13 protein-coding genes are annotated in these 12959 nt (G+C 70.0%); 7 read left to right on the plus strand and 6 right to left on the minus strand.

The window, feature by feature from the left end:
* Positions 1 to 28 precede the first annotated feature (28 nt).
* From MRBLMI1x_RS02540 to MRBLMI1x_RS02550, 3 genes are all read left to right on the plus strand, one after another.
* Positions 29 to 421: a DUF6992 family protein gene (locus tag MRBLMI1x_RS02540; protein ID WP_363455710.1), complete on the plus strand. Its 393-nt coding sequence runs from the start codon at positions 29 to 31 to the stop codon at positions 419 to 421.
* Positions 422 to 499: 78 nt separating this feature from the next.
* Entirely contained in the window at positions 500 to 976 is a 477-nt protein-coding gene (locus tag MRBLMI1x_RS02545) for a hypothetical protein (RefSeq protein ID WP_336125384.1), read from the plus strand.
* Positions 977 to 978: 2 nt separating this feature from the next.
* Positions 979 to 1179, plus strand: a complete 201-nt coding sequence (locus MRBLMI1x_RS02550) for a helix-turn-helix transcriptional regulator (RefSeq protein ID WP_018187784.1) — start codon at positions 979 to 981, stop codon at positions 1177 to 1179.
* 1 nt (position 1180) lies between these two features.
* On the opposite strand, the gene MRBLMI1x_RS02555 is transcribed toward MRBLMI1x_RS02550, so the two are convergent.
* Together MRBLMI1x_RS02555 and MRBLMI1x_RS02560 are read right to left on the minus strand one after the other, a co-directional pair.
* Positions 1181 to 2608 (minus strand): CCA tRNA nucleotidyltransferase, encoded by a 1428-nt coding sequence (locus MRBLMI1x_RS02555; RefSeq protein ID WP_363455715.1) that lies wholly within the window; start codon positions 2606 to 2608, stop codon positions 1181 to 1183.
* Positions 2609 to 2674: 66 nt separating this feature from the next.
* The gene (locus MRBLMI1x_RS02560) at positions 2675 to 4198 is read right to left on the minus strand and encodes a DUF7059 domain-containing protein (protein WP_363455718.1); all 1524 of its coding nucleotides are present in this window, start codon (positions 4196 to 4198) and stop codon (positions 2675 to 2677) included.
* A 79-nt stretch (positions 4199 to 4277) separates the two neighbouring features.
* On the opposite strand from MRBLMI1x_RS02560, the gene MRBLMI1x_RS02565 reads away from it, so the two are divergent.
* The 4 genes from MRBLMI1x_RS02565 (at position 4278) to trxA (ending at position 9472) form a co-directional block, all read left to right on the plus strand.
* Positions 4278 to 6377, plus strand: coding sequence for a DUF6049 family protein (locus MRBLMI1x_RS02565; RefSeq protein WP_363455721.1), 2100 nt, complete (start codon positions 4278 to 4280; stop codon positions 6375 to 6377).
* A complete protein-coding gene (murJ, locus tag MRBLMI1x_RS02570) occupies positions 6377 to 7993 on the plus strand; it encodes a murein biosynthesis integral membrane protein MurJ (protein WP_018187788.1) in 1617 nt (538 codons plus the stop codon). Before MRBLMI1x_RS02565 ends, murJ begins: the two co-directional genes overlap by 1 nt.
* An 82-nt stretch (positions 7994 to 8075) precedes the next feature.
* Positions 8076 to 9074, plus strand: a complete 999-nt coding sequence (trxB, locus tag MRBLMI1x_RS02575; RefSeq protein ID WP_020097599.1) for a thioredoxin-disulfide reductase — start codon at positions 8076 to 8078, stop codon at positions 9072 to 9074.
* A 74-nt stretch (positions 9075 to 9148) separates the two neighbouring features.
* Positions 9149 to 9472 carry a thioredoxin gene (gene trxA / locus MRBLMI1x_RS02580; protein WP_018187790.1) on the plus strand — a complete coding sequence of 108 codons (324 nt, stop codon included), beginning with the start codon at positions 9149 to 9151 and terminating at the stop codon, positions 9470 to 9472.
* A gap of 62 nt (positions 9473 to 9534) precedes the next feature.
* Here trxA and MRBLMI1x_RS02585 read toward each other — a convergent pair whose 3' ends face one another.
* The 4 genes from MRBLMI1x_RS02585 to MRBLMI1x_RS02600 are packed head-to-tail and all read right to left on the minus strand — an operon-like array spanning position 9535 to position 12891.
* Positions 9535 to 10542, minus strand: coding sequence for a hypothetical protein (locus tag MRBLMI1x_RS02585; RefSeq protein WP_363455728.1), 1008 nt, complete (start codon positions 10540 to 10542; stop codon positions 9535 to 9537).
* A 50-nt stretch (positions 10543 to 10592) separates the two neighbouring features.
* Positions 10593 to 10928: a hypothetical protein gene (locus tag MRBLMI1x_RS02590; protein WP_018187792.1), complete on the minus strand. Its 336-nt coding sequence runs from the start codon at positions 10926 to 10928 to the stop codon at positions 10593 to 10595.
* A 50-nt stretch (positions 10929 to 10978) separates the two neighbouring features.
* Positions 10979 to 11962, minus strand: a complete 984-nt coding sequence (locus MRBLMI1x_RS02595; protein ID WP_028497429.1) for a ParB/RepB/Spo0J family partition protein — start codon at positions 11960 to 11962, stop codon at positions 10979 to 10981.
* A complete protein-coding gene (locus MRBLMI1x_RS02600; RefSeq protein WP_363455733.1) occupies positions 11962 to 12891 on the minus strand; it encodes a ParA family protein in 930 nt (309 codons plus the stop codon). The genes MRBLMI1x_RS02595 and MRBLMI1x_RS02600 overlap by 1 nt, the downstream gene beginning before the upstream one ends.
* Between the last annotated feature and the right edge of the window lie 68 nt (positions 12892 to 12959).

A 12959-nucleotide genomic window follows, 5' to 3' on the forward strand; every position in this document is an offset into this window, starting at 1 on the left:
GGTGCCGCCGCTCCCGCATCATGGACGCATGGCATCCGCGAAGAGCGTCACCGGCACCGTCGTCCGTCGCCTCACCCGGTGGGGCACGGCATCCGTCCTCGTCGGCGGCGCGCTCGCGCTGGTCCCCCGGACCCGCGCGTTCGGCGTGCAGACGCTGATGTGGGGGGCCATCGACGCGGGTCTCGCGGCGTTCACCCGCCGGCAGCAGGCCGTCCCGAAGAAACGGATGCTGCGCCGCATCCTGCTCGTGAACGCGGCACTCGACGTGGGCTACGTCGCGACCGGCGCTCACCTCGCCGCGCGGACCCCTTCGTTCGGCGGTCGCCTGGGCGCGGCCGATGCCCGCGGACACGGCCTGGCGATCGTCATCCAGGGCGCGGCCCTGTTCGTCATCGACCTGACGGCGGCCCGGCGCCTCTGACACGGCCCTTGCGCCGCTCGCCCCGGCCGTGTAAAGGTTGCTTTACAGTAAAGGGACCTTGACACCTGGGAGAGCATCATGACGAACACCGACGGGACCGCGCCGAACATCGACCGCACCCGCTGGGGACGCCTCCGCGGCGGCAGCAGCACTCCCGCGATGGCGATCGCGATCCCGGGCGGCCTCGTCCTCGCCGTCCTGGTCGGCGTCATCGCCGCCGCGATGTGGGATGCCCCCACCCCGCCCGTCGTCGTGGGCATCGGCTTCACGGTCGTCACCCTCCCCGCGCTCGTCGGCCTGGTCTGGGCGTTCCTGGTCGATCGCAACACGCTGCGCGGCGCGATCGACCGGCCCGAGGAGTCCGTCGAAGGCGCCTGGTACGACAAGGCCGCGCAGGGTGCCTTCTCGGACATCCTCCTCATCGTCGGGCTCGGCACGGCGTTCCTCGCCATCACCGGCATCCGGATCGACGTGCTCATCGCCCTCATCGGCGTCCTTCTCGTCGCGATGGGCAGCTTCACCGTCCGCTACCTCGTCGCGCGGCGCCGGGGCTGAGGGTGCGGAACACACTGCCTGCGCTGCGACAGGACCGGGGCTGGTCGCAGCAACGCCTCGCGGACGAGCTCGGCGTCTCGCGTCAGACGATCATCTCGATCGAACGCGGCCGATTCGACCCGAGCCTGCCGCTCGCGTTCCGCATCGCGCGTCTGTTCGAGGCGTCGATCGAGGCCGTGTTCGAGCCCGACGACGTCGAGTGAGTCAGGCTCGCGCGGCCCACCAGTCACGCAGGCGCTGCTCGGCGACCTCCGGCTCGACGACGCCCTCATCGAGGCGGATGTCGAGCAGGAACCGGTACGCCTCGCCCACCTCGCGACCGGGGCGGATGCCGAGGACCTCCTGGATCCGGTTGCCGTCCAGCGCCGGGCGCATCGCCTCGAGCTGCTCCTGCTCGGCGAGCTGCGCGATCCGCGTCTCGATGTCGTCGTAGGCCGAGCGCAGCCGACCCGCCTTGCGCTTGTTCCGGGTGGTCACGTCTGCCCGCGTGAGGATGTGCAGCCGTTCGAGCTGCTCACCCGCGTCGCGGACGTAGCGTCGGACGGCCGAATCGGTCCAGGCGCCCTCGGCGTACCCGAAGAAGCGCAGGTGCTGCTCGATGAGCTGACACACGGCATCCGTCGTCGCGCCGTCGAACTTGAGGGCCTGCAGGCGCTTGCGTGCCATGCGGGCGCCCTTGACGTCGTGGTGATGGAAGCTGACGGCGCCGCCCGGCTCCAGCTTGCGCGTCGCCGGCTTGCCGATGTCGTGCAGGAGCGCCGCGAGGCGCAGCGTCACGTCAGGCGCCGCGCCCGGGTGCCGCTGCCTCTCGAGGTCGATCGCCTGCGCGAGCACCGTGAGTGAGTGCTCGTAGACGTCCTTGTGGTGGTGGTGCTCGTCGACCTCGAGCCGCAACGCGGGGACCTCGGGCAGGAACAGTTCCATGAGGCCGGTATCGACGAGCAGACGGATGCCGCGGTCCGGCGCGTCGGTCGCGAGAAGCTTCACCAGCTCGCCCTGCACGCGCTCGGGGCTCACGATCGACAGGCTCGGTGCCAGGCGGGTCATGGCCTCGAGGGTGGCCGGATGCACGTCCATGCCGAGCTGGCTCGCGAAGCGCGCGGCGCGCAGCATCCGGAGCGGGTCGTCGCCGAAGCTGACGTCGGGGTCGGTCGGGGTGCGGAGCGACTCGCCGACGAGGTCCTCGACGCCGCCGGTCGGGTCGACGAGGGAGGGACCGGGGATCCGCAGCGCCATCGCGTTGACCGTGAAATCACGCCTGACCAGGTCTTGCTCGAGCGTGTCGCCGAACTCGACGGTGGGCTTGCGGGTCGTGCCGTCGTAGCTGTCGGCCCGGTACGTCGTGATCTCGACCTGCTCGCCGCGGACCTTCGCACCGATCGTGCCGAACGCGCGACCGATGTCCCACGTCGCCGTCGAGAGGGGTTTCACGATGCGCAGGATGTCGTCGGGGCGCGCGTTCGTCGTGTAGTCGAGGTCGTTCACCCTGCGGCCGAGCAGCGCGTCGCGGACGGGTCCGCCGACGATCGCGAGCTCGTACCCGGCATCCGCGAACGCACGGGCGAGCGCGGCCGACACGGGAGCCTCGGCGAGCGCGCCCAGGCGCGCGAGACCCTCGGCCATGTTCAGCATGCCTACGAGCCTACCGAGCGTCGCCGGGGGCTCCGGTGGGTGTGCCCCACCCCGCGCGCCGGCCGGTCAGACCAAGCGCAGGAACCCGGTGAACACGAGCTCGCGCACGCGCGGCAGCAGGTCGGCGCGGAGAGCCCCGGCATCCACCTCGAGCAGGTCGGCGATCGCGTCGATCAGCACGCCCAGCGGCAGGTCGCCGTCGGATGCCCCCACGAGGGCCGCGAGCGCGGGGTCGACGTTCAGCACGCGCCCGAAACCGCCGCCCTGGTGCAGCTCGATGACCGACGGCTCCTCCGCGCCCGGGCGGTGGTGACGGGCCTCGGTGACGTCCGGGCCCACGATGACGGTCGTGTCGGCGAGCGCGTCGTCGTCGAGCAGTCCGAGCCGGTCCCACGCGGCGAGCGCCTCGCCGAGGTGCGTCCCGAGAGCCCCGCCCACCGGCTGGGTGACCCGCTCGTAGCGGGCGAGGGACGGCATCCCGATCGGCGTACGCCGCAGCAGCAGGTACCCGAACCAGACCGAGGTCACGCCGCGTTCCGCGAAGTCGGCGAGCCACGCGTCGATCAGGCGCGCGTAGTCGGGGCTGCCGGGGGTCGTGCCGCCGTCTCGCACCCACAGCTCCGCGTACGCGAGCGGGTCGAGGCGTTCGCGTTCCACGATCCACGCGTCGAGCGGGTGAGCGGATGCCGCAACCCACGCCCGCACGCGCTCGAGACCGTCGGCGTCCTCCCGGTACTCCCAGTTGCCGAGCAGTTGCGCCGTGCCGCCGGGGGCGAGGACGTCGCCCACGCCCGAGACGAACGCGGCGACGAGGTCGTCGCCCGCGAAACCGGCATCGCGGTACTCGTACTCGGGCACCCCGGCGACGCGCGGCGTGATGACGAACGGCGGATTCGAGACGACGCGGTCGAACTCCTCGCCGGCAACCGGTTCGAACAGGCTGCCGTGGCGCACTTCGACCCCGTCGACGTCGTTGAGGGCTGCATTGAGCAGGGTGAACTGCAGCGCGCGCTCCGAGACGTCCGTGGCGACGACGCGCGGTGCGCTCCGCCGAGCACGCAGGGCCTGGATGCCGCATCCGGTCCCCAAATCGAGCACGCGCTGCGCGGGGGTGTCGAGCTGCAGTCCCGCGAGCGTGAGCGAGGCGCCTCCGACCCCCAGCACGTGTCCCGTCGGCAGGGCGCCGCCGAGCGCCGCCTCGTCGAGGTCGCTCACGATCCACCACTGACCGGAACCCCCGGCATCCGCGTACCCCTGCGGGCGCAGCAGCGCGGTCGGGGTGACCGTGTCGGCGCCGAGCCGCACGAGACCCAGCCGCTCGAGGCCCGCCGCCCCGGCCGTGGCCAGGGCGGCGTCGACGTCGGTGACGGACGCCGGGTCACCGAGGAAGAGGAGTCGGCACAGCACCGCGAGCGCGTCGGCGCGGTCCGCGAGGCCCCGGCGGGCGGGAGCGAGCAGCCCGCGGCCGATCGCGTCGTCGGCGATCGCCCCCCACGCCGCCCGCACCGCGTCAGCCGTGTAGCCCGCCGCGGCGAGGTCCGCGCGGAGCGCGACGATCGAAGACGGGTCGGGATGCCGGGAGTCGCTCACCCTCCCATTCAACCGGCCCTCGCACGCAATCAGGGGCTCTGCAGGCAGTGACCCTAGAATCGCTCCCGATGGTGCGGTCATGGATCGCACGGGAATCGACCTCTTCATGACCTTCATCTCGCCTGTTCCGGGCCGACGTCCGCCGCGCCGACCGCGCTGGCTGCGTGCGGCGACCGCGGCGAGCGCGGCCATCGCCCTCGCTGCTCCCGCCCCTGCCGCCTTCGCCGCGGTGGACGGTACCGACGACGACGAGGCGATCACCGCGGTCCTGGCGCCGGCGAACGACGGTGTGCTCTCGGCATCCGCCCCCCTCACGCTCACCCTCTCCGCCGGCAACCCCGGCACGGACGCCCTCGCGGCCGGCCAGGCGACGTTCGAGATCGGCACGCGCGCGCTGACCACCAGCGACACCGTCGATTCCTGGCTCGAGCGCGGCGCGGCGGCGGTGCCGTTCGACGCGGTCGGTGAGACCGACGTGCCGGCCGTCGCAGGACAGCAGTCGACCTCGGTGTCGGTCACCGTCGACCCCGACGAGCCCGCGGTCCAGGACCTCGGCCCCGGGGTCTACCCGGCTCGTGTCGTCTACCGCACCGGTGACGAGACCCTCCGCGCGCAGACGGTCGTCGTCGTGCCGCGGACGGGCGAGCCGGTGCGCGGTGCGGGTGTCGTCGTCCCGATCACGGCAGGACCGCAGGCGACCGGCGCGCTCGGCGCCGATGCCCTTCGCGAACTGACGGCGGAGGACGGCGATCTGCGGCAGCAGCTCGACGCCGTCTCCGGAACCGACGCGATCCTCGCCGTCGACCCCGCCATCACCGCGTCGATCCGCGCGCTCGGCAAGGCCGCGCCCGCCGATGCCGTGACGTGGCTCGATGAGTTGATGGCCCTTCCGAACGACCGTTTCGCGCTGCAGTACGGCGATGCCGACCTCGCCGCGCAGGTCGGCGCGGGAGCGACGGCCCCGGCGCGCTTGACCTCGTTCGCGGCGTACCTCGACACGGCGAACTTCGAGGCCGACACCGGCGCCGGCGGAGCGACGCCCGCCCCCAGCCCGACTCCCGGCGCACCCGTGGTGCCCACTCTCGACGAGCTCTTCGACGTCGGAGCCGATCGCGGTTCCATGTTCTGGCCCGCGACCGGAACGGCCGGCGCCGAGACCGCCGCCGCCCTGGGCGCCTTGACCGGCACCGACGACACCCCCGTCACGCTGCTGCCGAGCTCGGTTGTCGGATCGGATGCCGCGGCCCACGCCACCGCCGGAGGCGCCGATCTGCTCGTCTACGACGAGGGGCTCTCGTCGCTCCTCGCACAGGCGTCGACCACGGCAGACGCCGCCGAACGTGCCGACATCCTCGCGGAATACACAGCGCGCGCCGCACTGACGGCGCCCACCGGCCCGCTCCTGGTCACCGTGGATCGCGCGACGGGCCGCTCCGAAGCGGCGCTCCGCGACGCGATCCGCGCGGCGACGGCGCTCCCCTCGTGGTCCACCACCGACCTCGGCGCTCTGCTCGCCACCGATCCGACGGCCGTCGCCCTGACCTCCGTCGCCCCCGACGCCGACCGCGTCGCAGTGATCACCGAGTTCCGCGACGCGCAGACCGGCCTCTCGCGCATCGCCGGCGTCCTCGAGGATCCCTCGCTCCTCGCTTCCTCCGAACGGGCGACAGAGCTGCAACTCCTCGGCAACGCGTGGCTCGGTGATCGTGAGGGGTGGGATGCCGCGATCCAGACGCAGCGCGAACGCATCGCGACCTGGACCGACGGCGTCGCCCTCGTCCCCGGCGGTCCCATCACCCTCGCGGGCTCGTCCGCACCGCTCGTCTTCACGGTCCGCAACGATCTGCCGTGGCCGGCCCGTCTCGACCTGCTCGCCTCGCCGGGCGACGCCCGCCTGGTGATCGAATCCCGCACCGAGGTGGAGATCGGCGCCCAGCAGACCAGTCGCGTCGCGATCCCCGTCTCGGCCCTCGTCGGCAGCGGCGAGTCCTCGGTCCAGCTCCAGCTGCGCACCCGCGCCGGTGTCGACATCGGTCCCGGTGAAACGATCCGCGTCTCGGTGCGTGCCGAATGGGAGGCGGTCTCCGTCATCATCCTCAGCGCCCTCGTCAGCGTCCTCCTCGTCTTCGGTGTCGTCCGCACCATCCGACGACGCCGACGGATGGTGGTGGCCGCCTGATGGCCGGCCTCGGCCGCGCGAGCGCCACCGTCGCCGCCGGGACCATGGCGTCCCGGATCACCGGCCTCATCCGCAACATCGTCCTGACCATCGCGCTAGGCACCGTCGGAGCGAAGGCGGCCGACTCCTTCGCCATCGCGAACCAGCTGCCGAACTCCGTCTTCGCGCTCATCTCCTCCGGCCTGCTCGCCGGGGTGATCGTCCCGCAGATCGTCAAGGCGGTGAAGACCCACGACGACCGGGGCGACGCCTTCGTGTCGAAACTCCTGACGCTGGGCGTGCTCGCCCTGCTGGTCGTCACGGCGGTCGCCGTGATCGCCGCCCCCCTGCTGGTCGAGATCTACGCGGGCGAGTTCACGGAAGAGGCGAAGACCCTGACTCTCGCCCTCGCGTACTGGTGCCTCCCGCAACTGCTCTTCTACGGCTTGTACGCGCTCGTCGGCGAGATCCTCAATGCGAACCGCGTCTTCGGCCCGTTCGCGTGGTCTCCGATCGTGAACAACGTGATCTCCATCGCCGGCTTCGGTGTCTTCATCGCGCTCTTCGGCACGTACGAAGCCGCCACGGGCTGGACCGCGGGGATGATCGCGTTGATGGGTGGCACCGCGACCCTCGGCATCGTCGTGCAGGCCGGCATCCTCTTCCTGTTCTGGCGACGCGCAGGCCTCCACGTGCGGCCTGACTTCCGGTGGCGGGGCATCGGTCTCCGCCAGATCGGCCGACTGGCCGGCTGGACCTTCCTCATGGTCGTCGTCGGCCAGGTCGCCGGGGCGTTCCAGGTCAACATCGTGGGCGCCGCGTCGGGCCCCGCAGCCGCCGGAGCGACCCTGCAGAACGCCTGGCTGCTGTTCATGCTCCCGTTCTCCGTGATCGTTTTGTCGCTGGGCACGCCTTACTACACGAAGCTCAGCGAGCACGTGGCAGAGGGACGGACGGATGCCGTCACCGCCGACCTGTCCTCCCTCACCCGCACGGTCGGCATCTTCATGGTCGGCATCCTCGCCGCCATGTCCGTCGCCGCCGTGCCGCTCTCGCGTCTGTTCACCCCTACGCCCGAGAAGGCGATCGCCTTCGCCTTCGTGCTCGGCGCCTATCTCGTCGCTCTCCTGCCCTTGTCGTTCCAGTTCGGCATCCAACGCACGTTCTACGCTCTGAAGGACACGCGCACGCCGTTCTTCTACACCCTGGTGCAGGCCGCGATGGTCATCGCTACGGCCGTGACCGCCTCCGCCCTGCTGAGTGCCGGCATCCTCCCGCTCACCTGGCTCGCCGTTGCCATCGCCCTCGGGCAGTCCGTCGCCAACATCGTGCAGTTCGCTCTCGCCGTGTCACTTCTGCGACGCAAGATCGGCCCGCTCGGGCTCGGCGGTGCGTTCCGCGGCATCCTGCGCTTCCTGCTCGCGGCGGTCCCCGCCGCGGCGGCCGGGTGGGGCGTCTTCCTTCTCTTCGGCGGCGTGCACGGCTGGACCGTCTCCGACCGCTTCCTCGGCTTCCTCGGCGCCGCACTCATCGGCGGCACCACCCTCGTCGTGTACGCCGCCATCCTCGCGGCGTTCCGCACTCCCGAGCTCGCCACGGCGGGCCGCGCGCTCCGACGTTTCCTGCCCGGCCGCTGACACGGGCCCGCGTCCCCAGGCGACGTGGAATGCCACGCGACTAGCATTGGTTGGACGTGTCGGGGCGAGGAATTTCGCCCCGATGGAGAAGGGATTCATCGTGCGCAAGGTCATCATCATCGGCTCGGGCCCCGCGGGGTACACCGCGGCCATCTACGCAGCCCGCGCGAACCTGTCGCCCCTCGTGGTGGCGAGTTCGGTCGAGGCCGGCGGTGAGCTGATGAACACCACCGAGGTCGAGAACTTCCCCGGGTTCCCCGAGGGCGTCATGGGCCCGGACCTCATGGCCAAGATGCAGGAGCAGGCCGAGAAGTTCGGTGCCGAGGTCGTCTACGACGACGTCGTCTCGCTCGACGTCTCCGGCGACATCAAGAGCGTCACCCTCGGACGCGGCGAGACCCACGAGGCTGAGGCCATCGTCTTCGCCACCGGCTCCGCTCCCCGCAAGATCGGCATCGAGGGCGAAACCCGTCTGTCGGGTCGCGGCGTCTCGTACTGTGCGACGTGCGACGGCTTCTTCTTCCGCGAGAAGGTCATCGCCGTCGTCGGCGGCGGCGACTCCGCAATGGAAGAGGCGACGTTCCTCACCAAGTTCGCCTCGAAGGTCTACGTGATCCACCGTCGCGGCGAGCTCCGCGCCTCGAAGATCATGCAGGACCGCGCGAAGGCGAACGAGAAGATCGAGTTCGTCTGGAACAGCGAGGTCATCGACGTGCTCGGTGAGGATGCCGTGACCGGCGTGCGCCTCCGTGACACCGTCGACGGCTCCGAGCGCGACCTGGCCCTCGACGGCGTGTTCGTCGCCATCGGCTACGACCCCCGCACCCACCTCGTGCACAACGTCCTCGACATCACCGAGCACGGCACGGTCTGGGTCGACGGCCGCACCTCGAAGACGTCGGTCGCCGGTGTCTTCGCCGCCGGCGACGTCATCGACCCGACCTACCGCCAGGCGGTCACCGCCGCCGGCAGCGGTACGGTCGCCGCCCTCGACCTCGAGCACTACCTCGCCGCCCGCGGTGACGCCGGGGCGCCGGCCGAGGACGCCTCGATCATCGACGGCCTGCCGACCCCGGCCTGACCGCGGAACAATTCCGGCATCCGCCGCGTTTTCCCACCTGACACGATCGTGTCGACCCCTAAGGAGACAGACATATGACCGCCAAGGCAACGAGCGAGAGCACCTGGCAGCAGGACGTCATCGACGCCGAAGGCCCCGTTCTGGTGGACTTCTGGGCCGAGTGGTGCGGACCCTGTCGCATGGTCGGGCCCATCCTCGACGAGATCCAGACCGAGAACCCCGAGAAGATCACGGTTCTGAAGCTCAACGTCGACGAGAACCCGCAGCTCGCCATGCAGTACCAGATCACGTCGATCCCGGCGATGAAGGTCTTCAACAAGGGTGAGGTTGAGAAGACGATCATCGGTGCGAAGCCGAAGTTCGCCCTTCAGCAGGACCTCGCCGACTACATCGGCTGAGACACCGCTTCACGAAGGACCCGCGCGACTCCGGTCGCCGGGTCCTTCGTCGTTTCACCCGGTCAACGCGAGAAACGCCGACGCCATCGCGCCCAGACCGAGTCCCGGCGGGCCGGGTGCAACTGCCGCCACACCATCCGGCCGGCCGGAGTTCGCTCGACGTGCTCGGCACCGGGCAGAGCGTCGATGTCGACGGTCCCCCGAACGATCCGGCCCACCTCGGTGGGCAGCCGGAACGCTCCGACAACGGCGTCGATCAGTGCGTCGTCGTTGTCCCGCGTGAGCGTCTCCTCGATCTCGTTCCGCTCCGCTCCGAGTTCTGCGAGCGCGGCATCCCGGTCGACCGTTCGTCCGAGGGCGCTCGACGACGACTGCCGGCCGCGCCCCAGCATCCGTTCGATGTTCGCGATCTGGCCGCGTGCACGGGACACCGGTCGCCATCGCGCCTGCCAGCTGAACGTGAGATTCGGGATGCCGAGCATCTGAGCGTCGTGCGACCCGACCGCTCCGCGCATCGCGTCGCGGCTCCAGACCTCCACCGTCAGCGAATCGCCGACAGCGGTGACGGCGACGACCGGACGCTGCGCACTCGGCCAGTAGTCCTGCGGTTCCCCGTGTGCCTGCAGAACCCACCGCCCATCGATCGCGATGACGCTGACAGAGGCCTCGAGTTGCGCGGCGAAATCAGGCCGTCGCGCCGGGTCCCCCGTCACGCCACCGCCGATCACGTACACACGCCGCCGCGGCGGCATCTCCGCGTCGCGCGTCGGCTCCGGTCGAGCGGATGCCGCCACGAAACACACGTCTGATTCGAGCGTGACGTCCGCCGACCACTCGCCCGCGAGCGATTCGACGACTCCTGAGGCGGATTCCACCGTCGGCTGTCGCCCCTCGATCGAGACGAGGACGTCGCCGGCGTCGTTCACCGCCGCCCGGGCGGCCGTCCGCCCCGCCACCACACCCACCACGCCGAGCACACCGCGACGGGCGAGGGAATCGGCAACGACGTCGACCGTGATGTCATCGGAGGCTCGGATATCGAGAGAGGCGATCCGGATGTCGCGTGGCACGGCCCAAGCCTACGTATCGCCGGTGAACGGCGATGTTTCACGTGGAACGGTCAGGACGCGCGGACGGACAGATCCCAGGTGCGGTGTGGCTCGCTGCCGAGTAGTCGCCACACAGCCGGGCTCAGCGCAGGGTAATCCAGCGCGATCTGGCGCAGAACCCGGTAATTGCGCGCCTGCGTCGGCCGCTGACCGCCGTCGGAGGCGATGTTCTCCGCCCGAAGTGTCAGGACGACCAACTCGTCGACCGTGGGGAGGTCCTCCATGAAGGCCCAGGGATCCTCACCGTCGCGAAGACGCTCTTCGACGAGCACAGAGAGCTCGTCCGCGGCCTCGGCACGCAACACCTCGAGGCTGGCGCGACGAGGGAGGTTCGGGCTGTCACTCACTCATCCAGCCTACGCTCGACCCCTGGGAAGGAGGGCCGCTGAGCTGCGGATCAGGCTCCGCCGAACTCCGTTTCACCCAGTTCGCCGAGGATTCGGTTCAGGTCCTGGATGGTGGCGAAATCAATGCTGATCTGCCCTTTTCGCGCAGACAGCGAGATCTTCACCTTGGTGTTGAGTCGGTCCCCCAGCCGCTCTGCCACGTCGTCGAGGTGCGCGCGACGCGTTCCCGCCTTCGGGAGCGGCCGCACCCGGTTGCCGATCGTCTTAGCCGCCGCCTCGGCGGCGCGAACCGACAGATCCTCGTTGACGATCTTGTCGGCGAGCCGGGCCATGGTGTCGGTGTCCTCGACCGACAGGATGGCGCGGGCATGTCCCGCGCTGAGAACACCGGCGGCCACACGCTGCTGCACCGGGACCGGCAGCTTCAGCAGACGGATCGTGTTGCTGATCTGCGGACGCGATCGTCCGATGCGCGTCGCGAGCTCCTCCTGGGTGATCCCGAAGTCCTCGAGCAGCTGCTGATACGCGGATGCCTCTTCCAGAGGATTCAGCTGGGACCGGTGGAGGTTCTCCAACAGCGCGTCACGAAGGAGGTTCTCATCCTCCGTCTCGCGCAGGACAGCCGGAATCGCGGTCAGTCCTGCCTCGCGAGCAGCGCGCGTGCGCCGCTCGCCCATGATGAGCTCGAACTCACCGTCGTCGTTGCGGCGAACGACCACGGGCTGGAGCACACCGAACTCGCGAACACTGTGGACCAGCTCCGCGAGATCATCCGCATCGAAGTTGGTACGCGGCTGACGCGGGTTCGGGACGATGGCGTTCGGATCGACCTCGATGAGGCGCGTACCGGGGACCGCCACCAGGTCATCGGCCGGCGATGCGGCGGCGGCATCCGTCCCCGACTCAGTCTTCGTCGCCGCGGCATCCGACAGGGATGCGCCCGGGAAGAACACGTCCACGGGTCGCGCTTCTGAGGAGTCCTGGGTGGGGATGAGGGCACCGATGCCGCGGCCCAATCCGGTTCTCTTAGCCATCAGTGGGCTCCTTCGTCTGATTTCTGCTGGTGACCGCGCCGAACGATCTCGACGGCGGCCTCGCGATACGCGACCGCACCGATGGACTGGCCGTCATAGGCGATGACTGTCTGACCGAAGCTCGGCGCCTCGGAGATGCGGACCGAACGCGGGATGACCGTGGTGAGCACCGTCTCGGGGAAATGTGTGCGCACTTCATCCGCCACCTGCTGTGCCAGGCGGGTGCGACCGTCGTACATCGTCAGCAGGATCGTCGACAGGTGCAGTGACGTGTTCAGATGCTTCTGGATCATCGTCACACTGCCGAGCAGCTGGCTCAGTCCTTCGAGCGCGTAATACTCGCACTGGATCGGGATGAGGACCTCCGTCGCAGCCGTGAAGGCGTTGATCGTGAGGAGTCCGAGCGACGGCGGGCAGTCGATGAAGATGAAATCCACGTGGTTGTCGCGCAGGTACGTGTCCAGAGCCGTCCGCAGACGGTGTTCGCGTGCCACCTTGGACACCAACTCGATCTCGGCGCCCGCGAGGTTGATCGTGGAGGGCGCGCACAGGAGGTTGGGCGATTCCGGACTCGTCTGGATGACGTCGGCGAGCGGCTCCTCATCGATGAGGACGTCGTAGATACTCGCAACGTCGGCGCTGTGCGGGATGCCGAGTGCCGTCGAGGCGTTCCCCTGCGGATCCAGGTCGATCACGAGCACACGGGCGCCGACTGAAGCCAGCCCCGCAGCGAGGTTGACGGTGGTCGTGGTCTTTCCCACGCCACCCTTCTGGTTCGACACCGTCAGGACGCGGGTCGTGCCGTCGAACTCGACGTGCACGTCTGCCAGCGCTTTCCGACGCGACGTGAGATCTGCGAGTTCACGCGCGATCGGGCTGTCGTCGAAAGAGAAGGGTGCGGGAGAGGTCTTGTTCTCCGAATCCGGCACCTGTTACTCCTGTCGTGTCGAGGACCATCCCACTGTAGTCGAGGCCTCCCCCGACCGCGGACGGTCAT

It is taken from the genome of Microbacterium sp. LMI1x-1-1.1 (assembly GCF_040676205.1).
Taxonomy (GTDB): Bacteria; Actinomycetota; Actinomycetes; order Actinomycetales; family Microbacteriaceae; genus Microbacterium; species Microbacterium aquilitoris.